The organism is Amycolatopsis sp. NPDC098790 (assembly GCF_044759945.1).
Classification (GTDB): domain Bacteria; phylum Actinomycetota; class Actinomycetes; order Mycobacteriales; family Pseudonocardiaceae; genus Amycolatopsis.
Map to the genome: position 1 here is coordinate 557,635 of NZ_JBIWAI010000005.1, position 22,554 is coordinate 580,188.

Here is a 22,554-nt window from a genome sequence, read left to right on the forward strand (position 1 = left end):
ACGTGGTCGTGACGTCGCGAAAGCGCTGCCGCGACGTGCCGGGTGCCATCCTGCGTCATGCCCGCGCCCCTCAAGGTCCGCGCGCCGCGGCCGGTGGCTCCGGTCGTGGCCGCCGCGCCGGGGCCGGTCCGGGCGGCGCCGGGCCCGGCCGTGGCACCCCGGCCTCCGGTGGCCGGAAACGCGGCCGTGGCCGCCTCGATGACCGGCACGCGGCCCGGGTCTCCCGGGCAGCTGCTCGCCGGGCAGAACCTCGTCGGCAACCAGGCCGTCGCGGCCACGGCCCGGGCCCGGGTGCCGCAGCCGCCCGCCAAGCCGGAACCCGCGAAAACGGACGCGAAGACCGCCGACGACCGCACCGGCCCCGGCGCGAAGACCACCGCGGCCCCGTCGGCCGGCCGCCCTGCCGACGGCGTGCGCTTGGCCGGGCCGCTGCGGCTTTCCCTGCCGTCCTTCGCGCGCCGGTTCGACGCTCCGGCCGTGCTGCCGCCGGTGCGGGCGCCCGGCACCGGCGACCGGGACGCGCTGACGTCGGCTTCGCGCACGTTCGCGCGGCTCCTCGACCGGGCCCGGCGCGCCCACGAAGCCCAGCGGTCGCTGCTGGAACGGCTCGGCCGGGCCGCGGTGGACCGGCACGACCGGGTGGACGGCCGGGCCCGGTCCCGGGTCGCGGCGGCCGAGCACGAGCTGGACGACCTGCGCCTGGACGCGCTCGGCACCATCGACGTCGCCTGCGACGAGGGCACCGTCGGGCTCGACCTCGCCGTCGCGCGAGGCCGCCGGCAGGTCGCCTCCGCCTCCGCGAACGCGCTGCGCCGGGTGCGGGCCAACGCCGACACCGCGGGCGAGCAGATCACCACGATCGTCAACGACCTCGCGGTGGGCTACACCGACCTGCTGGAGCAGAGCGCGGTGGCGATCACCACCGCGTCCGGGCAGGCGATCGCGGCGCTCCAGGCCTACGGCGCGTCCGCGGCCAAGCTCTTCCCGGGCGGGGCGACGCCGGTGGTCGAGGCGGAGAACGAGGCGCGGCGCGCGGCCGTCCCGGGCCTGGTCAAGGCCGCGGTGGCGGCCCTGACCGAGGCGTCGACGACGCAGTCGGGCGCCTACCGCGGCCAGATCGAGAAGGTGCGCGACCAGTTCAAGGCGAGCGACCTGGCCACCGCGCTGAACGCCCGCAAGGCCGAGATCGACACCAAAGGCCAGGCCGCGGTGCGGAAGGCCACCCGCACGGCCTACGGCGCGCTCGGCGAGCAGACCGCGAGCGGTCACGAGGCACTGCGCCGGATGGCCCGCGAGGCCCGGGAGTCGATCGAGCTGCGGCACCGGGCGGCCCGGACCCGCCTGGTCGAGGACGCCAACGCGCTGCTGCACGGCTCGCACGCGCAGGCCGGCGCGGAGGTGACGGGGCTCGGCACGGCCGCGACGACCGGGCTGTCCGCGTTCGGCCAGGTGACGACGTCGGTGCGCGACGGGCTGAAGCCGGCGGCGGAGAACGGCGCGGAAAGCCTGCGCCGGACGACGGAAAAGGCCGTCGGCGACACCGGGCCGAAGGTGGACCAGCTCGGCGGCGCGCAGCAGCGGTTGGTGACCCGGGCCGACGCGTCGACCGGCGCCGCGGTGAACGAGGTCGAGCGGACCGCGACGACGGCCTCCGGGCAGGCTCGCGCGGAGGCGGCGGCCGCGCTGCGCGGGACGGGACGGGCCGCCGCACAGGGGATGGGCGGCTTCGTGCGCGGGCACGACGCGTCCTTCGCGGCGACGGCACGCGGCGTCCGGCAGGTCGCGGACGCGTGGGCCATGCCGCTGAAGCAGGTGTTCGGCGCGGCGGTCCGCAAGACGAAGGCGGCGATGACCGCGCCGTTCACCGAGTGGAAGACGACGACGGAAACCGGGCGGGACAAGTACATCGGCGAGATCTTCACGCCGTACCTCGACCCCGGCAAGCGGCTGGCCGGCGACATCGACGCGGCCGCCGACGGCGTGGCCTCGAACCTGGAGCAGCGCCGGTTCGACCTGGTGGACGCGTTCGACGGCTGGGGCACCGACGAAGCGAAGGTGTCGAGATCCCTGCGTGGCCTCACCCCGACGCAGGCCCGCGCGCTGACCTGGCTGTACGAGTCCGCGCACGGCTCGCTCGACGCGGGGCTGGCCGGTGAGCTGAGCGGCGACGAGCTCGAATCCGCGCGGGCCTACCTGCGCGGTGACCAGGCGGCGGGCGCCGCGGCCGAGCTGCGGGCGTCGACCCACTGGTACAACGACGACGAGGCGCGCATCGAGGAGCTGATGCGCAACCTCAAGCCCGAAGAGCTGGCGAAGCTCAAGGGCAGCAAGGAAGGCGCGGAAGCGCTCGCCGACGTCCGCGACAGCCTCGGCGGCACCGACCTGAAGGTGTTCGACGCGCTCGCGGCCGGCAACCAGAACCTCGCGGACGCGTTCCGGATGAAGGACCGGATCGACGACGCGCGCCGCACCGGCGACCTCGACGCGCTCCACGACACGCTCATCGAGTACGGCAAGGCGCCGGCCGAACGCGGCCGCGCCCAGGCCACCGCGGACGAGCGCCGGGTGGCGGTGCAGCAGGAGCTCGCGGGCATCATCGCCGGCACGGGCAAGGTGGCGCCGCAGCAGGCCGCCGCCGCGGTCGAGAAGTACACGCTCGCGCCGATCGAGGTGACCGTCACCGACGCCGAGGGCGGCTCGACGGTCGAGACGCGGGAGATCACCGGCGCGAACCGGGACCTCGCCGTCGCGCTCATCCGCGGCGGTGAGAACTCCGTGGCGGCGCGCGCGGCCCGGCTCGGCGTCGAGACGCAGCGGCCCGGCGGCCCGAACCTGCTCAAGCTGGACGCCGCGCTCGTCGACCCGCGGCTCAAGCCGGGCGCGAAAGTGCCGGAGCAGGAGCGGAAGACCGCGCTGGACGAACGGAACCAGGTCCTGCAGAAGTACGCCGCCGACTACGGTGGCGCCGCCCAGGCCGGGACGCCCGCGTCCGCGAAGACCTTCCTGGAAGGACAGCTGAAAGCCGCGTACGGCGACGACAAGGACGCCGGCGAGCTGGCCGTCCGGCTGGCCCACGAGGACTACCCGACGCCGAAGACCGCCGCGCTCGCCCTCAAGTACGCCTCGGAGGGCGCCGGCACCGACGAAGAGCTGATGTTCCGCTTCGTCGAGCGGATGGACCGCGACGAGATCGCCGCCATGCGCGTCGAGTACCGGGGCCTCACCGGCACCGCGCTCGACGACGACCTCGGCACCTTCGGCGGGCAGGGCTGGTTCACCGAGCTCTCCGGCGACGAGCGGCTGCGGATGGAACGGGCGCTGCTCGGCGTGCCCCGCAACGACCGCGAACGCGCCGAGGTCGCCGCGTTCACCATGCAGCAACAGCGGGACGAGACGGGCTGGCTCGGTTCGTGGCTGGCCGGCGGCGGCATGACGGACCGCGACCTGGCGTCGGCGCAGTCCCGGCTCACCGCTTCGCTGGGCGGCGCGACCGTCCGGGTCGACGACCACGGCAATCCCGTGTGGACGGACGCGGCGGGCCGCCCGGTCGCCGCGGGCAACGCCCTGTTCGACGAAACCGGCAAGTACACCGGCGCGGACCCGCGGGAGTTCGCCTCCGCCGTGCGGGTGAGCAAGCTGGCGGCCCAGAACTACGCCGCCGCGATCGACCGCTACGCCTCGGTGCTGACCACGGCGGTCATGGTGCTCGGCGCGGTCGCCGCGGCCGTCGCCACGGTGGCCACCGGCGGGGCGGCCAGCCCGCTGCTCATCGCCGCCATCGCCGGGCTGACCGGCCTCGGCTCGATGGCCGTGCACAGCGCGGTCAGCGGCGGCCGGTACGGCTGGGAGCAGGCGGCTGTCGACCTCGGCATGACGGCGGTGCAGGCGCTCACGGCCGGCGTCGGCCAGCACCTGTCGATCGTGGCCCGGGGTGGCACCCAGAGCCTGGCGGCGGGGATGACGACGCTGCGTTCGGCCGAGGGACTGGCGCCCACCATGGGCGGCCTCACCGGCAGCACGCTGGGCGACCTGCTGGTCATCGGCGGGGCCACCGGCGGCCTGGGCGGCTTCGGCGGCGCGCTGCTGGACGAAGCCACGTGGCGCAAGGGTTTCGGCCCCGGCTTCGCGGCGCTGCTGGAGGCGACGCTGACCGGCGCGCTCGCGGGCATGGCGAGCACGGTGACGTCACAGGCCTTCGAGTCCCTGCCGGCCGGCCGCGGCACGACCCTCGGCGACGCGCTCAGCGGCTCGGTGGCGGCCCGCACGGCGTTGCGCGGGACGTCGTCGTTCCTCGGCGGCGCGACGGGCAAGGGCGTGGAGCTGGGCATCGGCGCGGCGACGGGCAAGCTCCCCGGCGACGCCGGCGACATCCTGCAGGAGATGGGCAAGGCCGGCCTGGAGTCGGCGGTCCAGGAGAGCGCGGCCGGACCGCTGGAGAAGCCGGCCCGGTTCCGCACGCCGGCGGAGTCGGTCGAGGTGGCCCGCCGGGCGTCGAGGTCGGCGCGGACCGACACCGGCGAAGTCGCCCCCGGTGCGGTGGCGAACCTGCTCCGGAAGCTGCCGAGCCTGCCGGACGATTCGGCGGCGTCGATCCGCGCGCTGGTCGCGACGGTCGTCGACGGCGACGTCGTGCTGGAGCCGGTCGGCGGGCACGACGGCCGGGCCCGGACCACGCGCCCGGTCTACCGGGTGACGGTGGACGGCGAGCCGGCGGGCTACGTCAAGATCGTGCCGGACGGCGCCGAGTTCGCCCGCGAGCTGTCGGCCGCGGACCGGCTCGGCGAAGCCGGGCTGACCGGGTTCGGCGTGCCGGACGTCCTCGCCGTCGCCTCGGTGCCCGGCCCGGAGGGCACCCGCCGCGGCGCGCTGTTCTCCGCGGCCGCCCCCGGCACCTCGGTGGACGCCCTGCTCCGCCGGGTGCCGCTGGCGTGGGACCGCGACCGCGCGATGGACGACCTGCGCCGGGCGGTCACCGGCGTCGCCGAGGGCATGGCCGAACTGCACCGCGGCGGCGACCGGCAGGCGTCCCCGGCCTACCTCGCCCCGCAGGCCGCCGCGATCCGCGAGCACCTCGCCGAACTGGCGGCCCGTCGCCCGCTCCTCGAAGAGCTCGGCATCGACCTCGACCGGATCCAGGCCGCGCTGGAGACGACGCTGGCGCGGGCCGCGGCCGACCCCGGCCCGGCCGCCCTCGTCCACGGCGACGCCCACCTGGGCAACTTCCTCTGGGACGCCGACGCCGGGGTGTCGATGATCGACGCCCCGACCCTGCACCACTCGATGAACGCCGCCGGCGACCCCATCGGCTCGCCGGCCCGGGACGTCTCGCTGTTCACCCAGCGCATCGGCCACTTCGGCTACGAGTTCGGCCTGGCTCCGGCGGAGATCGCCCGGCTCCGCCAGGACTTCGCCGACGCGTACGCCCGCGGCGGCGGCCCGGTGGTGCCGCCCGCGGTGCAGGCGATGTTCGACGCCCGCGCGGCGGCCCACCGGCTGGCGCGGGCCATGACCCGCTTGGAGGAACGGCCCGACCCTCGCCGCGCGCCCGACGTCGGTGCTGCTTCCGCCGCCTTGCAGGAGGCCTTGGGCCTCGACTCCACCGCGGCGAACCGGCTCGCCGAGCGCTTCGCCGGCCAGCTGCCGGGGACGCCCGACTACCGCCGTGCGTGGACCGCGATCGACAACGTCCGCAGCTACTTGCTGACCACCGCCGACGCCGACGTCCGCGCCCGCTTCGAGGCGCAGTACGGCGGCAAGATCCGCGATCTCCAGTCGGAGCAGGCCGAGAAGTTCAAGGCGCTGTGGGACGACCTCTTCCCGCACCAGAGGGACGAGTTCACGCTCTCGCCGGAGAAGACCCGCCAGGCCGGGGAGGTGGTCCAGAGCCTGGCGGCGGACGCCCGTGAGCTCATGGACCGCCTCGCGGAATTCGCGGCGACGACCGGGGATCCCGCGCTGGCCAAGGACACCGTGGCGCGGACCGCGGACCTGAAGGGCACGGCGGCCTGGGAGGCGTCGTTCCGGGAGACCCAGGCCAAGATCGACGACGTCGTCGCCGGCTTCACCTACCAAGGCCAGGAGATCGGGTACATCGGCAGCATGAAGTCCGGCTTGCGCGGTCCGCACAAAGGGAAAACCCGGTTCGACCCGTACGACTTCGACGTCGACCTCTACGTGGTGGTCGACCGGGAAACGTTCGCCGCGGTCGCGGCCGAGCACCCGGACCTGCTGGACACCGAGGGCACGAAGATCATGCCCGACGGCGGGGAGCCGGAAGATCTCGTCCGGCTCGGCAAGCGGATCGGCGCCGCGTTGAAGGAGAAGTTCCCGCACGTCAACGGAATCGAGAAATCCACGATCGCGCTCCGCGCGGAACAGCCCTGGTAAGGTCACCCCGATGCCGAGAGAGTCCGGATGAAACGACAGAAGATCCGTTTCAGCGCCCGCGCGGACACCGACGAGGCGCCGGAGCAGGTCGCCGCGCGCGTCGGGCAAGCGCTGGACTGCACCTTCGCCCGAGGCGAATTCCAGCGGCGGCCCGCGCAGGTCGCCTACGTCTTCGGTGTCAAGATTTCCGCGATCGGCGTTTCCGGTGCCGGCGGGAAGAACGTGGTGAAACTCGTCGGCGAGGTCGCCGAGGACGGTTTTCTGTACGCGCCGGACGGCAGCGACGACGTCGAGTACGACCGGGTGGACATCAGCGCCTACGTGGTCGACCTGCTCACCATCCGCACCGGGTTGCGGTGGTACCGGCCTACTCCCGAGGACTACGAGGCCGAACGCAAGGCGAGCCGCGGACTCGACGACTGGCTCGGCGGAGCCGGCGCCGACGAAGAACGGTGACGGCCCCCAGCCCGCGGGTGCGGGTGGAGATCTCCATGGTCGCACTGCAGGTACAGCTGGAACCGATCCTGCGGACGATCGCGGCGGACCGGACAGCCACCGCGCTGCGGCCGCGGGAAGCCGACTACGCGAAGGTGTTCGCCGGCGAGACGGCGAAGATCGCCCGCGAACGGTACGACCGGATGTGGGAAGCCGGGATCGGGTTCCGGTGGCCGGCAGGCAGTCCTCGGTTGCGGGTCCACCTCGCGCCCGCGGGCGCGCTCACCGACGACAACGCGATGTCACGCCCCTTCCCCGGCGGCTACCGCTCGGTGGCGGACCGCTTGGTGCCGACGCGGGTGTGGGCCGCCTGGCGTTACCTCTCCCCCGGCCAGTCCGCGGGTCTGTCCTACGACGGCCTCGCCTGGTGCGACGACCACTGGGCGTTCTTCCCGAAGCCCTACCGCGTGCTGACGTCCGCTCCTCCTTCTGTGGCAAGGTGACCGGGTGGACTGGGAACCGTGGCTGCGCAAGTGGAGCGCGGAGTGGATCAGTACCGAAAACCCCGATGACCTCGACCCCGCCGTGGCGCGGGACCGGTGGCTCGGCTTCGCGGCCGCGACCGAGGACGAGGTCGCCGCGGCCGAGGCACGGCTGGGTGTTCGGCTGCCGCCGTCGTACCGGGAGTTCCTGCGCTGCACCAACGGGTGGCGCCACGCCGGTGGGTTCGTCTACCGGATGCGCGACACCACGACCCTCGGCTGGCTGCGCGACCTCGAACCGTTCTGGGAAGAGTGGGAAGACCTCGCCGAATACGAGTGGGAGAACACCGCCCCGGACGACGGCAACCGCTTCAGCCGGGGCTTGCTCCTGTCCGGGGAAACCGACGCGGGCATCCTGTTCCTCGACCCCGGCGACGTCGGCGAGTCCGGCGAATGGGCCGCCTACAGCCTGTTCTCCTGGCGCGCCGAACCGCCGGCCCGGTTCCCGTCCTTCACCGCGTTGATGGAGCGCCTCTACGCCGAGTTCCACCGGATGCGCAAGCCGGCCGGCGAGACGCGCGACGCCTGGGACGCGGAGGTCGAACGAGCACGGATCGCCGCGCTCGCCGGTGACCTGGACATCGCCGGCGAGGTGCTGAAGCGAGCCGAAGACTTCGGGCGTGAGCGGGCCACCGTGGTGCGCACGCAGCTCCTGCTGCTGTCGGGCCGCCGGTACGAAGCCGGCATGCTGCTCGGCCGGCTGCTGCACCCGTCCTTCCTGTCGAACGGGTTCCTCACCGACCCGCTCTTCACGGAGGAACTGCTGCCGTACCTCTTCGACGACCACCTCCGCGGCGCGCAACCGGGCGGGAGGTCCGTGCTGCAAGGCGCGCTGATCGGCGAGCGGCTCGAAATCCGGGCCATGGTCGCCGAAAACGAGCCCCGGTTCTCGAGGCCCGGGGCAGGCTTCACCTACGGCAACGCGGAGTTCGACCAGCCGGTGCGCGACGCCCGGGCCGAGCACCCGGACAACCCCGAAGCGCTGTGGGCCGCTGTCCGGACCGCGCTGCCGCACTGGCGGCCGCGCACGCCGGACCACGTCGCCCCGGTCGCCCTGCTCGCCGACCCCGTTCTGGCCGCCGTGATCACCCCCGAGCGGGGCCGCGAACTCCTCACGACACCTCGGCACCCGTGAACACCGCCACCATGCTGTGCGGTGCGTCCGCCCCGAGCATGACGTCGTAGATGTCCTCTTCCTCCACCGCGCGGGAGAACACCAAGCCTTCGTACTCCGCCAGTGCCTTCTCCGGATCCGCTGGGTGCGCGGCGATCGCCTGTGCGAGTGACGCCCCGTCCAGCATGGCCGAGTTGGCGCCTTCGCCGTTCGGCGGCACCAGGTGCGCCGCGTCGCCGATCAGGGTCACCCCCGGTACCCGGTCCCAGCGGTGCCCGGCCGGCAGCGTGAAGAGCCGGCGCAGGACCGGTGGCACGTCGCTGCCGGTGAGCAACGCCGTCAGCTCCGGGGCCCAGCCGTCGAACTCCCCGGCGATGTCGCCTGCCCAGTCCTCCGGTTTCCGCAATTGTGCGTACGCGTGCAGCGTCCCGCCGCTTTCCCGGTGCGCCAGGATTCCCTTGCCCGGCGCCAGCGCGAACATCGAGCCCGCGCCGACCGCCTTCGCGGCGGCGGGGTGGCGGGTGTCGGCGTCGAACAGGAACGTCTCGACGACCGAAACGCCGACGTAGGCGGGAATCGCGTCCGACACCAGCGGACGCACGCGCGACCACGCGCCGTCCGCACCGACGAGCAGACTCGAGACGACGGTGGTGCCGTCCGCGAAGCTCACCTCGTGGCAGCCGTCGCCGAGGGCCTGGACGCCGGTGACCTTCCGTCCCCAGTGGACGGTCCCGGCCGGCAGCGATTCGAGCAGCAGCTGCCGCAGCTCGCCGCGCTGGACTTCGGGACGCTCGCCGGTGCCGTCGTCGGGCCGGTCGAGCAGGACCGTCCCCGTCCGGTCGAGGACGCGGTAGGACTCGCGGCCGGCCAGGACCAGGTCGCGGAACCCGTCCGTGAGACCGGCCGCATCGAGGGCCTGCTGGCCGTTCCACGGGTGGATGTCGAGCATCCCGCCCTGACGGCGGGCGTCCGGTGCGGCGTCCGCTTCGTAGACCGTCGCCGGGATGCCGTGGACGTGCAGGACGCGGGCCAGCACCAGGCCGCCGAGTCCCGCTCCGATGATCGTGGCTGATTGGATCGTCACTCCAACGACGCTACCACGACTTTGGATCGCCGATCCAAACGTGGCAGGATGAGCCCATGGCGAAACGACGCACGGACGGGCTGTCCCGGGAGGTGATCGTCAAGGCGGCGGCCGGGCTCCTCGACGAAGGCGGCGAGGCCGCGCTGACCTTCCGCGCGCTGACGACGCGGCTGAGCACCGGCTACGGCGCGATCTACCACCACGTGGCGAACAAGAGCGACCTGCTCGCGGCGGCCACCGACGAAGTCATCGCGGGCGTCCTGACCGGCGTGGTCACCGACGGGGAGCCGCGGGAAGTGCTGCGGACCGTGGCACTGGGCCTGTTCGACGCGATCGACGCCCACCCGTGGGTCGGCGCCCAGCTTTCCCGGGAACCGTGGCGCCCCGCGCTCCTGGAGATCTACGAGAGCACCGGCCGGCTGCTCGACGCGTTCGGCGTTCCCGAGGCAGCGCTGTTCGACGCGGCGGGCGCGCTGGTGAACTACGTCCTCGGCGTCGCCGGGCAGAACGCCGCGAACGCCCGGGTGCTGGCCTTCGGCGAAGCGGACCGGACGGCCTTCCTGGCCGACGTCGCCGCGCAGTGGGCGGAGCTGGACCCGAAGCAGTACCCGTTCGTGCACCGGGTTTCCACCCGGCTGCGCGAGCACGACGACCGCGAACAGTTCCTCGCCGGCGTCGACATCTTCCTGGCCGGGATCGCCGCCCTGCACCGGTGACGCCGGGAAAATTGCCCACCTCGATCTTCCCCATCGCGTGCTTCACTGCCCGCATGGTGAAGAAGCTGGCCACCGCCGTGGTCGTCCTCAGCGCTGTCCTCGCCGCTCCCGCGCAAGCGGCGACCAAGTACTACCAGCAGACCGTCACCGGCTCCACGCAGGCGCAGTGCGAGGCCGCCGGCACCGCGCTCGCCCAGCAGAAGCAGGCCGAGGGCTACCTCGTCACCTGGGTCGGGTGCGGGTACTCGAACTTCCGGTGGGCCGGGCTCGTCGGCTGGTCGGACTGACGGACCGGGCCCGGTGCGGCGGCCCGGGAGCCGCCGCACCGGATCCGCGTCACCAGCCGACGGCGACCACCAGCCACTGCGGGTCCCCGTGGGACACGAACGACGACTGGGCCGCCACGTCGTCGTACGGGAAGCCGTACGCGAGGTGGTTGATCCCGTGGTCGTGCCAGAACTTCGCGTAGTAGTTCGCCGGGGCCGCCTGGTAGTAGCGCGCCGGGTCCTGCCACTGCGACTGCGGCAGGTGCGCCGTGTGGCGGTTCAGCGCCGCGCACATGTCCGGGTTGCCGGCCAGTGAACCCGCGCAGCCGGTGATGTTCGACGTCGGCTCGTTGACGCCGACCGACTGCGCGTAGGCGGTGAAGTAGTTCGCGTACTTGCCGCCGGCGCGGAAGTCCGGCGCGCTGCCCGGCGCCGGGATGCGGTACGGCGCGTTCACCGTCGCCAGGCCTTTGAACTCCGTCGGCACTTCGGCCTGGAACCGGGCGAAGGTGGCCGAGCGGTCTTCCTGGAACAGGCCGTAGTCGTCACCGACCTGGACGTCGTAGCCGTCGTGCGCGTGCAGCCGCATGGCCAGCTTCAGCGCGAACGCGTCGACCCGGGTGGTGTTGCCGTTGAACACGTCCGGCCCGACGGTGAACTCGATGAAGTCGGCGTACTGGCCGTTCGGGGTGCCCAGGTAGAAGTACATCCGGCCGGCGGAGTTGGCCGGCATGTCGATGTAGGGCTGCTCGGCGATCGAGTGCGTCTGGCCGCCGAAGTTCCAGTACACCTGGCTGTCCGGGTACTTGCCGTTGGTGCGGTTGAGCACCTTCACGGTGAGCACGTTGCGCGCGGCCGGGATGCTCGCGGTGTCGCCCCAGAACGAGTCCGGCGGGGTGCCCGCACCGGGTTGTGTCGTCCCGCCGCCGGTGCCGAACACCTGGAACTCCCACAGCGAGACGCCGTACGGGGTGGCCCGCGCGGTCGTCGACAGGCGCACGTACCGGCCGGAGCCGGTCACGTTCAGCGTCTGCGTGCCGCCGGTGCCGGTGGTCGTCTGGTACACAGTGGACCACGCGGAACCGTTGGCGGACAATTGGATCTGGTACGCGGTCGCGTAGGCGGCCTCCCAGCGCAGCACGACCTGGCTGACGGTCGCCGCCCCGCCGAGGTCGATCTGGATCCACTGTGGATCGCTGAACTGCGAAGACCAGCGGGTGGCGGTGTTGCCGTCCACCGCCGCGCTCGCGGGGGTGCCGGCGTTCTCCACCGACGAGGCCGTGGCGGGTTTCCCTTGGGAGATCAAGGCGTCCGCCGCGGTCGCCGACGGTGCGGCGAGACCGAGGACGGCGACCGCGAGGGCCGCCGCGAGCGTCGCCAAACGGGTACCGGGTCCGCGGCGACGGCGCCGCGGCGGGACGTTCGATGGCATGGTTCCTCCCTGGCCGGGGAAGTGGCGGACCCGCCGCCGGTCAGGGGACGGCACGGTCCGGCTCGTCCCCTGAGCGCCGGGCGGATGCCCTCGAGGGCCGGCGGGGGACGATCGGTGAAAAGGTTCATACCACCGCACCCGGCCTGTCAAGCCTTGACAGTTCCGTCCCGCGCAGCGATCCTCGGAACCGGTTCCACCTCGACACCTCTGCGTGGCGCCGCCACCCGCACAGGGGCCGGCTTCCCCCTGGAGTCAGTCATGCCCCACCGCGCCGCGGTCCCCGGTGTCCTAAAAGGACTCAAGCCACGAGATCGGCCAGCACCGCCGTCGCCGCCCGCCTGCCGGACACCAGCGCGCCCTGCACCGACGGCGTGTCCCGGTGGTCGCCGCACACGTACCGGCCCGGGCCGACGCGCACCGGACGTCGCAGCGGCGCACCCGGCCCGAACACCGGCAGTGCCTTCGGGATCGCGTAGGTCCGCAGCAGCTCCCACCCCCGCGTGTCCGTTTCGTGGATCCGGGCCAGCCGCTGCCGCACCCGCGGCTCGAGGCCCGGGTCGGCGCGGTCGGGCACCGACGCGGCGATCAGTGCCGAGCCGGCCGGGGCGTACGCCGGGGAGACCTCACTGAGCACCGCCGTGTTGAGCAGCAGGTCGTCGAGGCCGTCGACCAGCAGGGTCGGCGAGCGCAGCGGGGAGGTGTCCGCCCGGTAGTAGAACGTCGTGACGGCGTGCCAGCCCGGCGCTTCCACCTCCGGCAGGAGCCGCGCGGCCGTGTCCCCGTCGGTCGCCACCACCACGGCCCGCGCGCGGATCTCTTCGCCGTCGCGGGTGCGGACGCCGTCCTCGGTGACCGCGTCGACCTCGACGCCGGTGCGGACCGCCAGCCCGGTCGCCAGCTGCCGCGGCAGGGCCTGCATCCCCTCGGCGGGCAACGCGCCGCCACCGCGCAGGAAGCTGCGCCAGATCAGGTGGAACATGCGGCTCGACGTCGCCAGTTCCGGATCCAGGAACACCCCGGCCAGGAACGGCCTCAGCACCTCTTCGACCGTCGCCCGCGAGATGCCCCAGCGTCGCAGCTCTTCGGCGGTGCTGCGCCCGGCGTCGGTGCGGTCGGCCTTCAGCACGTCGCGCGCCGCCAGCGCCGCCATCCGCGCGCCGTCGAAGGGCCGGCTCGCCGCGAACGCCGCGGCCCCGCGCACCGCGGGCAGGCCGTGCCACGGCCCGGCGAGCCACCGGCGCCCGGAGCCCGTCATCGCGATCGTGCCGCGGGTGAACGGCCGCGGCCGCAGCGCGGCGACGTCGGCCAGCTGCCGCAGCGCGGGGTAAGCGGGCAGCAGCACCTGGAACCCGCGGTCGAACCGGAAGCCCCCGTCGACGTCGGTGCGCACCCGGCCGCCGACGTCGTCGCCCGCCTCCAGCACCGTGACCTCGGCCCCGGCCCGCCGCAGCCGCCGCGCCGCGCTCAGCCCCGCCAGCCCGCCACCCACGACGACGACGTCCATGCCGCTCTCCCTTCGTCCTCACTGGTAGTGCCCGGATCGCCGGTGACCAACCGCCGGGCCGCCGGATCTGGCACGATCGGGCCGTGGCCACGACGCGGCGGAGGCAGGCGCTCGCGATGGCGGCCGCCCTGGTCCTGGTGCTCTCGGCGTGCAGCTCCGGGTTCGACGGCCTCAAGCTGCGGATCGCCGCGGGCAACCCCGGCGGCGTCTACGACAAGCTCGCCCAGACCCTCGCCACGGCCTGGGCCGCCGGCCTGGACATCGAGCGGCCGACCGTGCTGCAGACCCAGGGCTCGCCCGACAACATCGACAAGGTGCTCGCCGGGGCCGCCGACGTCGCGTTCGTCGCCGCCGACGTCGCCGCCGACCGGTACAAGGCCGACCCGCGGCTGACCACCCTCGCCCGCATCCACGACGACTACCTGCACGTCGTCGTGCGCAGCGACTCCGACATCCGGACCGTCGGGCAGCTGCGCGGCCGCCGGATCGCGACCGGTGCGCCGTCCTCGGGCGTCGAGTACATCGCCAAGAGGCTGCTGCAGGCGACCGACCTCACCGGTGCGGTCACCACCAGCGCCCGCGGGCTCGACGACTCCGTCAAGGCGCTGCTCGACGGCGACATCGACGCCTTCTTCTGGTCCGGCGGCCTGCCGACGCCCACGCTGGCCGGGTACAACGCAAGCGGGTCGCTGCGGCTGCTCGACATCGCCGACGTGATGCCGAAGATGCAGGAGATCAACCAGGTCTACGGCACCGCGTCCATCCCGGCCAGCACGTACAACCAGCCGGGCCCGGTGACCACGCTCCTGGTGCCGAACTTCCTGATCGTCCCGAAGTCGATGCGCGACGACGTCGCCGAAGCGCTGGTCCGCGGCCTGTTCGACGCGCGCCAGCAGCTGGCGCTGGCGAACCCGGCGGCGCTGTCGATCGACGTCCACCCTGGCATCGAGACCCAGCCGATCCCGCTGCACCCCGGCGCGCTGCGGTACTACCGCGACAAGAAGACCTAGGCGGCCGGGAACGTCATCGTGATCCGCAGGCCGCCGCCGTCGGGCAGGTCGAGCGCCAGCTCGCCGTCCGCATGCGCGGTCAGTTCGGACACGATCGCCAGGCCCAGCCCCGACCCCGGCACGTTCTGATGAGCCGGGCTGCGCCAGAAGCGGTCCAGCGCGCGGTCGAGCTCCTCGGGCGGCAGGCCCGGCCCGTGGTCGCGGACGGACAGGCGCACCCGGTCGCCGTCGCGTTCGACGGCGACCCGGATCTCGGTGCCGGCCGCGGTGAACTTGAGCGCGTTGTCCAGCAGCGCGTCCAGGATCGTCTCGGCGCCGCGCGGCGGCATCCGGACGCGCACGCCGTCGCCCGCCGCGTCGACGACCAGCCGCACGTCCCTGGCCTCGCCGACCACCGACCAGTCGGCGACGCGCTCGGCGACGGCTTCGTCCAGCAGCACCGGGTCCAGCTCGCCGCCGGACGCTTCGGCGCGGGCCATCGAGAGCAGACCGTCGAGGATCTGGTGCAGCCGCCCGGCGTCGATCCGCGCGGCCTCCAGGTCGGCGGCGGACTGGTCGTCGACGACGTGGCCGTCGAGGTTGCCGAGCCGGATCTTCAGCGCGGTCAGCGGGTTGCGCAGCTGGTGGGAGGCGTCGGCGACGAACGCGCGTTGCGCGGCCAAGGCACTCGACACGCTTTCGGCCATCCGGTCGAAGGAGCGGCCGAGCTGACGCAGCTCCGGCGGCCCGCCGCCCTCCCCCACCGGCTCGGCCTCCCGCCCGCTGACCACGGACGCGACCAGCGCGCCGGTCGCGTCGTCGAGCCGCTTGACCGGCTTCAGGATCCACCGCACAACCGGGATCGCCACGGCCAGCGCCACCACGAACGCGAGGATGCCGCCCGCGGCGAGCAGCAGCCACCACCACAGCACGGCGGCGCGCTCGGAGTCCGTGGTGGACACGGTGAGCACCGCCCCGCGCACCTCGCCGTCGGCGAGCACCGGCTCGGCGAGCACCAGCGGCGTCGAGTCCCACGGCATCAGCACGCCGGCGGGCTGCGACCGGCGCCCGGCCAGCGCCTCGTGGACCGGGTCGCTGATCCGCTCGTCCTTGAGGTCGATCCGCGCCGCGGCCGGGCCGAGCGCCGTGACGACCGGCCTGCCGTCCTGGTCGACGACCACCACCTGGACGCCGTAGACCTCGGTGTAGCGGCGGACGTCGGGCTCGATCAGGTACGGCTTGTTGTCCAGCAGCGGCCGCTGCGCCAGCGACGCGAAGCGGGCGGTGTCCGTGAGCCGGTCGAGGAAGAGGTCCTGCTGGGCGCCCGCGGCGATGGAGATGGCCAGCGGGATGCCGAGGCCGAACACCAGCAGCGCGACCAGCGTCAGCACGATGCCCTGCAGCCGGACGCGCACGTCAGCTCCGGGTGGCCGCGCCGCCGAGCCGGTAGCCGACCCCGCGGACCGTCTCGATCAGCGCCGGGCGGCCCAGTTTCGTCCGCAGCGTCGCGACGTGGACGTCCAGCGACCGGCTCTCCGCCGCGCCCCGGTGGCCCCACACCTCGGTGAGCACGTGCTCGCGCGAGCACACCGCCCCGCGCGCGCCGGCGACCAGCGCGAGCACCTGGAACTCCTTGCGGGACAACGCGATCGCGCGCCCGTCGACCAGCACCTCGTGCCGGGCGAGGTCGACGCTGACGTCCCCCACCTCGATGACCACCGGCTCGGTGACCGTGTGCTCCGGACGGCGGCGGCGCACGGCTTCGACGCGGGCGAGCAGCTCCTCGACGTCGTAGGGCTTGACGAGGTAGTCGTCGGCGCCCGCGCGCAGGCCCCGGATCCGGTCGTCGACCTCGCCGCGGGCCGACACGACGATGATCGCGACGTCGCTGACCGCGCGGATCTGGGTGCAGAGGGTGACGCCGTCGATGTCCGGGAGGCCGAGGTCCAGCAAGATGACGTCGACCTCGTGGACGCGGTCGAGCACGCCGGCGCCAGTGGCCAGCCGGGCGATCGCCAGGCCGCGGCGGGTCAGCGCCGGGATGAGCGCGCCCGCGACCCGGTCGTCGTCCTCCACCAGCAGCACCCGCACCCGTCCGCCTCCCATGGTGACCCGCTCCACCGGCCGGTAGCGCCGAACTCTAGGACGTCCCGGCCGACCGCGCACGAGCCACCCGCACGGTGACTGTGGGTTACGCTGACGCCGATACCCCCAAAATGGACATCGATACGCAGTTGAAACCCTAAGTATTGCTCAACTCGGCTTGCCAGCCGGTAAAGCAACGGTAGGTTCTCGCCATCGCGGGTGACCTACGCCGCAATCGAACGACCCTGGAGGCCAGATGACCGCGGAGGTGGCGGCGCCGATGATCAAGGCGTCCGCCGTGAACAAGTACTTCGGCGACCTGCACGTGCTCAGGGAGATCACGCTCGAGGTGCCTCGCGGCCAGGTCGTCGTGGTGCTGGGTCCGTCGGGGTCGGGCAAGTCGACCCTGTGCCGGGCGATCAACCGGCTCGAGCCGATCAACTCGGGCGAGATCGCCGTCGACGGCGTCCCGCTGCCCGCCGAAGGCAAGGCCCTCGCGGCCCTGCGCGCCGACGTCGGCATGGTGTTCCAGTCGTTCAACCTGTTCGCGCACAAGACCATCCTCGAAAACGTGATGCTGGCGCCGACGAAGGTCCGCAAGGCCTCGAAGGAAGACGCGCGCAAGACGGCGATGGAACTGCTGGAGCGCGTCGGCATCGCCAACCAGGCCGACAAGTACCCGGCGCAGCTGTCCGGTGGTCAGCAGCAGCGCGTGGCGATCGCGCGGGCGCTGGCGATGCGGCCCAAGGTCATGCTCTTCGACGAGCCGACCTCGGCGCTGGACCCGGAGATGGTCCAGGAGGTCCTCGACGTCATGACCGGCCTGGCCAAGGACGGCATGACGATGCTGGTCGTCACGCACGAGATGGGCTTCGCCCGCCGGGCAGCCGATCGGGTGATCTTCATGGCCGACGGCGAGATCGTCGAGGACACCACGCCGGAAGAGTTCTTCACCGCGCCCAAGAGCGAGCGCGCGAAGGACTTCCTCGGCAAGATCCTGACCCACTGAGCACTTTCCCCGGCCGTGCGGCCGGACGAGATTCGGAAGGAACACCAGAGACGATGCGGTTGAACCGAGTTCTGCAGGTCGGCGCGGTCGTGATGGCCGCCGGGCTGGCCCTGACGGCCTGCGGCGGCGGGTCCGGCAGCGGCGCGAGCGGCGACAAGAACCTGGTCCAGCGGGCCAAGGACAACAAGAAGCTGGTCATCGGCATCAAGTTCGACCAGCCGGGCCTCGGCCTGAAGAAGCCGGACGGCACCTACGCCGGCTTCGACGTCGACGTCGCGAAGTACATCGCGAAGCAGCTCGGCGTCGAAGAGTCGGGGATCACCTGGAAGGAAGCGCAGTCGGCGCAGCGCGAGGACCTGATCAAGAAGGGTGAGGTCGACTTCATCGTCGCCACCTACTCGATCACCGACAAGCGCAAGAACGACGTCTCCTTCGGCGGCCCGTACTTCATCGCCCACCAGGACCTGCTGGTCCGCCAGGACAACACCGACATCACCGGCCCCGAGTCGCTGACCGGCAACAAGAAGCTCTGCTCGGTCAAGGGCTCGACCCCGGCGCAGAACGTGAAGACGAAGTACGCCAAGGAGGTGCAGCTGCAGGAGGTCGGCAAGTACACCGACTGCGTGACCGCGCTCCTCAACGGCACCGTCGACGCGATGACCACCGACGACGTCATCCTCGCCGGCTACGCCGCGCAGCAGCCCGGCAAGCTCAAGCTGGTCGGCAAGGGCTTCACGGACGAGAACTACGGCGTCGGCCTGAAGAAGGACGACGCGGACGGCAAGGCCGCGATCAACAAGGCCATCCAGGCGATGGAGCAGGACGGCTCCTGGGAGAAGTCGCTGCAGACCAACGTCGGCCCGTCGGGCTACAAGATCCCGGCCGCCCCGGCGATCGCTCCCTGATATCCGGTTTGTGAAGACGAACGGTGCGCCGTGAAAGCGGCGCACCGTTCCCATACCGAGGCCAGGTTGGACAACCGTGTTCGATTTTCTCGACAACCCTGACTACAACCTCGTCGAGGCGTTCTGGACCACGATCCAGCTGACGTTCTTCTCGGCGATCGGGGCGCTCGTCTGGGGGACGGTCCTCGTCGCGATGCGGGTCAGTCCCGTGCCGATCATGCGCGGCTTCGCGACGGCGTACGTCAACATCTTCCGCAACACCCCGCTGACGGTGATCATCATCTTCACCTCGCTGGGGCTCTCGTCGACGCTGGGCATCAACCTGGCCGCCGCCGACTCGCCCACCTCGCTGGCCGACAACGCGTTCCGGCTGGCCGTGCTGGGCTTCGTCGTCTACACGGCGACGTTCGTGTGCGAGTCGCTGCGCTCGGGCATCAACACCGTCCCGGTCGGCCAGGCGGAGGCGGCGCGGGCACTGGGGCTCAACTTCCTGCAGGTGCTCACGCTGATCGTGTTGCCGCAGGCGTTCCGCTCGGTGATCGCGCCGCTGGCGAACGTCCTGATCGCGCTGCTGAAGAACACCACCGTGGCGTCGGTGATCGGCGTCGCCGAGGCGTCGCTGCTGATGTCGACGATGGTGGAGAACGAGTCCGACTCGCTGTTCCTGGTCTTCATCCTGTTCGCCCTGGTGTTCGTCGCGCTGGTCCTGCCACTCGGCCTGCTGCTCGGCTGGGTCGCCAAGAAAGCCGAGGTCAAGCGATGAGCACGCAGTCCGTCCTCTACGACGCCCCGGGCCCGAAGGCCAAGGCCCGCAACTGGATCTACACGGTCCTGTTCCTGCTGGTGCTGCTGCTGGTGGCGTGGTTCGTCTACACCGGCTTCGACGAGAAGGGCCAGTGGGCGGGTGCGCTCTGGAAGCCGTTCATCGAAGGGTCGACCTGGACGCAGTTCCTGCTGCCCGGCCTGCTGAAGACCCTGGAAGCGGCCGCGCTGTCCATCGTGATCGCGCTGCCGATCGGCGCCCTGCTGGGCATCGGCCGGCTGTCCCAGCACAAGTGGGTGCGGATCCCGGTCGGCGCCGTGGTCGAGTTCTTCCGGGCCATCCCGGTGCTGCTGCTGATGGTGTTCGGGGCCGCGCTGTACGCGTACTACACCCCGATCGAGGCGGACACCCGCCCGCTGTTCGCCGCCGTCACGGGCCTGGTGCTCTACAACGGCTCGGTGATGGCGGAGGTGTTCCGCGCCGGCATCCTGTCGCTCCCGAAGGGACAGACCGAGGCCGCGTCGGCGCTGGGCCTGCGCAAGACCCAGACGATGGTGAACGTCCTGCTCCCGCAGGCCGTCACGCTGATGCTGCCGGCCCTGGTGAGCCAGCTGGTGGTCATCCTGAAGGACACCGCGCTCGCCGGTCAGCTGACCATCGGCTACGACGAGCTGATCCGCGCGTCCGGGCCGATCACCGGCAACTTCAACAACACGATCCCGACGCTGATCGTCATCGCGATCATCTTCATCGTGCTGAATCTGCTCCTGTCGTGGTTCGCCTCGTGGCTGGAGCGCCGGCTGTCGCGGCGGAAGAAGGCGCCCCGGGGTGCGAAGCCGCTGGAAGCCGCCCCGGCTGCGGTGACCGCGGCGACCGACTTCAACACGGGCAACAGCTCGGCCTGAGTTTCACCGGAAGCGGGTGGGTGCGCGGTTCGCACCCACCCGCTTTTTCGTGCCCGGGTTGTCCTACCCGGGGGTCTCCCCTAGCGTCGGGCGCATGGGTGTCGCACTGGTGACCGGCAGCTCCCGCGGGCTCGGCCGGGTGATCGCGCGCAGGCTCGCGCGTGACGGGCTCGCCGTCGCGGTCAACGGCCACCACGACGACACCGACCTCAAGTCGGCGGCCGAGGGCATCCTCGCGGAGGGCGGCAAGGCGGCGGCGTTCGCCGCGGACGTGACGGATCGCCGTCAGGTGGGCGAGCTCGTCGACGGCGTCACGGCGCTGCTGGGGCCGATCACCGTGCTGGTGCTGAACGCGACCGGCCCGCAGCCGGAGGCCCCGGTGTCACGGGTGGACTGGCCGGACCACCTGGCGCAGCTCGACTTCTTCGTGCGGTCCCCGGTGCTCCTCGGGCACGCGGTGCTGCCGGGGATGCGGGCCCGCGGCCACGGCCGGATCGTCCACATCGACTCGGAGGTAGCGGACCGCCCGCCACCCGGCCGCTCGGCGTACGCGACGGCGAAGAGCGCCCAGATCGGCCTGACCCGCGCGTGGGCGCGCGAACTGGCCCCGGACGGCATCACGGTCAACACGGTGGCCCCGGGGTTCGTCCCGGTGGAGCGCCACGCGGAGGTCCCCTCGGCGGAGCGCGAGGAATACCGGGCGTCGGTCCCGGCGGGCCGGCTGGGAACGCCGGAGGACGTGGCGGCGGCGGTGAGCTTCTTCGCGTCGGAGGAGGCGGGCTTCGTCACGGGCCAGCGGCTGCTGGTGGACGGCGGTCGCGCCCTCGGGTGACGTGCAGCACCGCCAGCACGCCGAGGATGAGCACCAGGGCCAGCGTCAGCGCCGTCCACATCGCGACGTGCAGCTGCAGCAGTCCCCCGGCCAACGCGCCCACGAGCATCGCGCCCACGGCCGCCACCTTCCGCAGCGGGTGCGACCCTTCGCCGCCGGCCGCCTTGGAGTCCGCCGCGAACCCGGTCAACGTCATGGTCAAGACGGTCGTGGTCAGATCGGGCGCACCGATCCGGCGGACGGCCGCGTTCTGCAGTCCCATCGCCACACCCAGCACGACGATCAGCAGCTCGGCGCCGACCCGCGTCCCGGCGCCGAGGGTCGCGGACAGCACGACGGCCACCGCGACCAGCGCGGCCTGCACCGCGGTCGCCTGCCGGAGGGCGTCGTGGTCGTCGTCGCGGCGAGCCAGCCGCCCGCCCGCGAGCGCGCCCGCGAGGAAGGCGAGCACCGCGGTCAGCGACGCGAGCACCGACAGCGTCGCCTCCCCCGCCGCGGCGAACCCGAGGAACACGACGTTGCCGGTCATGTTGGCCACGAACACCCGGCCCAGCCCGAGGAAGCTGACGGCGTCGACGACCCCGGTGACGACGGTGAGCGTCAGCAGCAGCGCGGCCAGGTCGCGCGGTTTCGGTTCAGCCATGGGCGCAGTCAACCACCGCACGGGTCAGCGCGCGGTGCCCGAGCGCGTCGGTGCTGTCGACGAACTGGTCGATCGCGCCGATCAGCGGGGTATCGCCGACGAGGGAGCGGACGAACCGTTCGGCGTGGATCACCTGGAACGGGCGGTCGTGGAAGCAGCTCACGCGAGGTTCGACCGGCTCGGTGAGGCCGAGCGCGTTGTGCAGCCCGGCGACGTTCTCGTAGGCGGCGACGAGGTGCCGTTCGCGCTCCCGCCAGCCCGTCGCCGCGAGGGCGCCGGTGAGGTGCGGGGTCAACGCCGTGGCCGCGGGCAGCCGCGCGAAGGCGCTCCCGAGCCATTTGCTGTAGGGCGGGTACCGGCGGGCCATGAGCAGGCACAACCGCATGAGGTCCCGCACGAGCCGCCCCGCGACGACGGCCGAACCCAGTTCGTCCCCGGCCTCCCCGCACCGGCCGACGAACGCGTCCTCCTGGCCGATGCGCTGCCACTGGCAGGCGAGGACGTACCGCCAGACGTCATCGGGGTACCAGGCGACGCGCTGCCGGAGCGCCTCTAAGCCGAGGTCGTCGTGGTGGACGGCACCGCCGGTGAACTCGGCGAAGACCTGGGTCGGCGTGGCGAGCCAGTCGCGGCGGCCGGCGTGGCGCGGGTCGAAGCCGAGGAAGCCGCGGACCCACTCGTCAAGCGTCGCGACTTCCAGTTTCGTCGGATGGCCCCGGAAGGTGCCCGGGGTCGGGACGTCCCGGACCTCCGGGAGGAAGAGGAAGACGCGAGCGGTCCAGTCGTGATCGGTGGAGCGCACGGTGTCGAAGCCGAGGACCTCGGACCCGGGCCCGACCAGCGCGGCGGTGTGCGGCCCGTCGACCACGGGCGCGACGGCTTCGGCGTAGAACCGGCGGCTCAGTTCGATTCCGGAAAGGAACGTCATGAATGCCAGTGTGGC

Annotated in this window: 19 protein-coding genes; 12 read left to right on the top strand and 7 right to left on the bottom strand. The window is 72.6% G+C overall.

Features of this window, described 5'->3' with window-relative positions; translation table 11 throughout:
• Nucleotides 1-57 precede the first annotated feature (57 nt).
• The 4 genes from ACIQWX_RS36180 to ACIQWX_RS36195 are packed head-to-tail and all read left to right on the top strand — an operon-like array spanning nt 58 to nt 8,499.
• Entirely contained in the window at nt 58-6,387 is a 6,330-nt protein-coding gene (locus ACIQWX_RS36180) for a phosphotransferase (RefSeq protein ID WP_400881028.1), read from the top strand.
• Nucleotides 6,388-6,414: 27 nt separating this feature from the next.
• Nucleotides 6,415-6,843, top strand: coding sequence for a hypothetical protein (locus ACIQWX_RS36185; RefSeq protein ID WP_400881029.1), 429 nt, complete (start codon nt 6,415-6,417; stop codon nt 6,841-6,843).
• 35 nt (nt 6,844-6,878) lie between these two features.
• Nucleotides 6,879-7,325, top strand: coding sequence for a hypothetical protein (locus tag ACIQWX_RS36190; RefSeq protein WP_400881031.1), 447 nt, complete (start codon nt 6,879-6,881; stop codon nt 7,323-7,325).
• A 4-nt stretch (nt 7,326-7,329) separates the two neighbouring features.
• Nucleotides 7,330-8,499 carry an SMI1/KNR4 family protein gene (locus ACIQWX_RS36195; RefSeq protein WP_400881032.1) on the top strand — a complete coding sequence of 390 codons (1,170 nt, stop codon included), beginning with the start codon at nt 7,330-7,332 and terminating at the stop codon, nt 8,497-8,499.
• Here the strand turns inward: ACIQWX_RS36195 and ACIQWX_RS36200 are convergent.
• The gene (locus ACIQWX_RS36200; protein WP_400881034.1) at nt 8,477-9,562 is read right to left on the bottom strand and encodes an FAD-dependent oxidoreductase; all 1,086 of its coding nucleotides are present in this window, start codon (nt 9,560-9,562) and stop codon (nt 8,477-8,479) included. The genes ACIQWX_RS36195 and ACIQWX_RS36200 overlap by 23 nt on opposite strands.
• A gap of 56 nt (nt 9,563-9,618) precedes the next feature.
• On the opposite strand from ACIQWX_RS36200, the gene ACIQWX_RS36205 reads away from it, so the two are divergent.
• Nucleotides 9,619-10,278, top strand: coding sequence for a TetR/AcrR family transcriptional regulator (locus ACIQWX_RS36205; RefSeq protein ID WP_400881036.1), 660 nt, complete (start codon nt 9,619-9,621; stop codon nt 10,276-10,278).
• Between the two features lie 53 nt (nt 10,279-10,331).
• Nucleotides 10,332-10,565, top strand: coding sequence for a hypothetical protein (locus ACIQWX_RS36210; RefSeq protein WP_400881038.1), 234 nt, complete (start codon nt 10,332-10,334; stop codon nt 10,563-10,565).
• A 49-nt stretch (nt 10,566-10,614) separates the two neighbouring features.
• Here ACIQWX_RS36210 and ACIQWX_RS36215 read toward each other — a convergent pair whose 3' ends face one another.
• Nucleotides 10,615-11,976: a beta-1,3-glucanase family protein gene (locus tag ACIQWX_RS36215; protein ID WP_400881040.1), complete on the bottom strand. Its 1,362-nt coding sequence runs from the start codon at nt 11,974-11,976 to the stop codon at nt 10,615-10,617.
• Nucleotides 11,977-12,274: 298 nt separating this feature from the next.
• Nucleotides 12,275-13,480 (bottom strand): NAD(P)/FAD-dependent oxidoreductase, encoded by a 1,206-nt coding sequence (locus ACIQWX_RS36220; protein WP_400881042.1) that lies wholly within the window; start codon nt 13,478-13,480, stop codon nt 12,275-12,277.
• An 83-nt stretch (nt 13,481-13,563) separates the two neighbouring features.
• Here ACIQWX_RS36220 and ACIQWX_RS36225 point away from each other — a divergent pair, with 83 nt between their 5' ends.
• Nucleotides 13,564-14,490 (top strand): TAXI family TRAP transporter solute-binding subunit, encoded by a 927-nt coding sequence (locus ACIQWX_RS36225; protein WP_400881044.1) that lies wholly within the window; start codon nt 13,564-13,566, stop codon nt 14,488-14,490.
• On the opposite strand, the gene ACIQWX_RS36230 is transcribed toward ACIQWX_RS36225, so the two are convergent.
• Both ACIQWX_RS36230 and ACIQWX_RS36235 read right to left on the bottom strand, forming a co-directional pair.
• The gene (locus ACIQWX_RS36230) at nt 14,487-15,884 is read right to left on the bottom strand and encodes an ATP-binding protein (protein WP_400881046.1); all 1,398 of its coding nucleotides are present in this window, start codon (nt 15,882-15,884) and stop codon (nt 14,487-14,489) included. The two genes, ACIQWX_RS36225 and ACIQWX_RS36230, sit on opposite strands and share 4 nt — an antisense overlap.
• A 1-nt stretch (nt 15,885) precedes the next feature.
• Entirely contained in the window at nt 15,886-16,560 is a 675-nt protein-coding gene (locus ACIQWX_RS36235; RefSeq protein WP_400881456.1) for a response regulator transcription factor, read from the bottom strand.
• 274 nt (nt 16,561-16,834) lie between these two features.
• On the opposite strand from ACIQWX_RS36235, the gene ACIQWX_RS36240 reads away from it, so the two are divergent.
• From ACIQWX_RS36240 to ACIQWX_RS36260, 5 genes are all read left to right on the top strand, one after another.
• Nucleotides 16,835-17,563: an amino acid ABC transporter ATP-binding protein gene (locus tag ACIQWX_RS36240; RefSeq protein WP_400881458.1), complete on the top strand. Its 729-nt coding sequence runs from the start codon at nt 16,835-16,837 to the stop codon at nt 17,561-17,563.
• Nucleotides 17,564-17,616: 53 nt separating this feature from the next.
• Nucleotides 17,617-18,468: a glutamate ABC transporter substrate-binding protein gene (locus ACIQWX_RS36245; protein WP_400881048.1), complete on the top strand. Its 852-nt coding sequence runs from the start codon at nt 17,617-17,619 to the stop codon at nt 18,466-18,468.
• A 76-nt stretch (nt 18,469-18,544) separates the two neighbouring features.
• Nucleotides 18,545-19,231: an amino acid ABC transporter permease gene (locus tag ACIQWX_RS36250; RefSeq protein WP_400881050.1), complete on the top strand. Its 687-nt coding sequence runs from the start codon at nt 18,545-18,547 to the stop codon at nt 19,229-19,231.
• Nucleotides 19,228-20,136 carry an amino acid ABC transporter permease gene (locus tag ACIQWX_RS36255; RefSeq protein WP_400881052.1) on the top strand — a complete coding sequence of 303 codons (909 nt, stop codon included), beginning with the start codon at nt 19,228-19,230 and terminating at the stop codon, nt 20,134-20,136. The genes ACIQWX_RS36250 and ACIQWX_RS36255 overlap by 4 nt, the downstream gene beginning before the upstream one ends.
• Before the next feature lie 94 nt (nt 20,137-20,230).
• Nucleotides 20,231-20,968 (top strand): SDR family NAD(P)-dependent oxidoreductase, encoded by a 738-nt coding sequence (locus ACIQWX_RS36260; protein WP_400881054.1) that lies wholly within the window; start codon nt 20,231-20,233, stop codon nt 20,966-20,968.
• On the opposite strand, the gene ACIQWX_RS36265 is transcribed toward ACIQWX_RS36260, so the two are convergent.
• Together ACIQWX_RS36265 and ACIQWX_RS36270 are read right to left on the bottom strand one after the other, a co-directional pair.
• Nucleotides 20,922-21,611, bottom strand: a complete 690-nt coding sequence (locus ACIQWX_RS36265) for a YoaK family protein (protein ID WP_400881056.1) — start codon at nt 21,609-21,611, stop codon at nt 20,922-20,924. The two genes, ACIQWX_RS36260 and ACIQWX_RS36265, sit on opposite strands and share 47 nt — an antisense overlap.
• Nucleotides 21,604-22,539: a DUF4037 domain-containing protein gene (locus ACIQWX_RS36270; RefSeq protein WP_400881058.1), complete on the bottom strand. Its 936-nt coding sequence runs from the start codon at nt 22,537-22,539 to the stop codon at nt 21,604-21,606. The genes ACIQWX_RS36265 and ACIQWX_RS36270 overlap by 8 nt, the downstream gene beginning before the upstream one ends.
• Nucleotides 22,540-22,554 lie beyond the last annotated feature (15 nt).

What these genes read in the sequence shown, in the direction of transcription:
- ACIQWX_RS36210 (WP_400881038.1), top strand. Translation starts at nt 10,332, where the DNA reads ATGGTGAAGAAGCTGGCCACCGCCGTGGTCGTCCTCAGCGCTGTCCTC.
- ACIQWX_RS36260 (WP_400881054.1), top strand. Translation starts at nt 20,231, where the DNA reads ATGGGTGTCGCACTGGTGACCGGCAGCTCCCGCGGGCTCGGCCGGGTG.
- ACIQWX_RS36190 (WP_400881031.1), top strand. Translation starts at nt 6,879, where the DNA reads ATGGTCGCACTGCAGGTACAGCTGGAACCGATCCTGCGGACGATCGCG.
- ACIQWX_RS36215 (WP_400881040.1), bottom strand. Translation starts at nt 11,976, where the DNA reads ATGCCATCGAACGTCCCGCCGCGGCGCCGTCGCCGCGGACCCGGTACC.
- ACIQWX_RS36265 (WP_400881056.1), bottom strand. Translation starts at nt 21,611, where the DNA reads ATGGCTGAACCGAAACCGCGCGACCTGGCCGCGCTGCTGCTGACGCTC.
- ACIQWX_RS36185 (WP_400881029.1), top strand. Translation starts at nt 6,415, where the DNA reads ATGAAACGACAGAAGATCCGTTTCAGCGCCCGCGCGGACACCGACGAG.
- ACIQWX_RS36220 (WP_400881042.1), bottom strand. Translation starts at nt 13,480, where the DNA reads ATGGACGTCGTCGTCGTGGGTGGCGGGCTGGCGGGGCTGAGCGCGGCG.
- ACIQWX_RS36270 (WP_400881058.1), bottom strand. Translation starts at nt 22,539, where the DNA reads ATGACGTTCCTTTCCGGAATCGAACTGAGCCGCCGGTTCTACGCCGAA.
- ACIQWX_RS36245 (WP_400881048.1), top strand. Translation starts at nt 17,617, where the DNA reads ATGCGGTTGAACCGAGTTCTGCAGGTCGGCGCGGTCGTGATGGCCGCC.
- ACIQWX_RS36180 (WP_400881028.1), top strand. Translation starts at nt 58, where the DNA reads ATGCCCGCGCCCCTCAAGGTCCGCGCGCCGCGGCCGGTGGCTCCGGTC.
- ACIQWX_RS36255 (WP_400881052.1), top strand. Translation starts at nt 19,228, where the DNA reads ATGAGCACGCAGTCCGTCCTCTACGACGCCCCGGGCCCGAAGGCCAAG.
- ACIQWX_RS36205 (WP_400881036.1), top strand. Translation starts at nt 9,619, where the DNA reads ATGGCGAAACGACGCACGGACGGGCTGTCCCGGGAGGTGATCGTCAAG.
- ACIQWX_RS36240 (WP_400881458.1), top strand. Translation starts at nt 16,835, where the DNA reads ATGATCAAGGCGTCCGCCGTGAACAAGTACTTCGGCGACCTGCACGTG.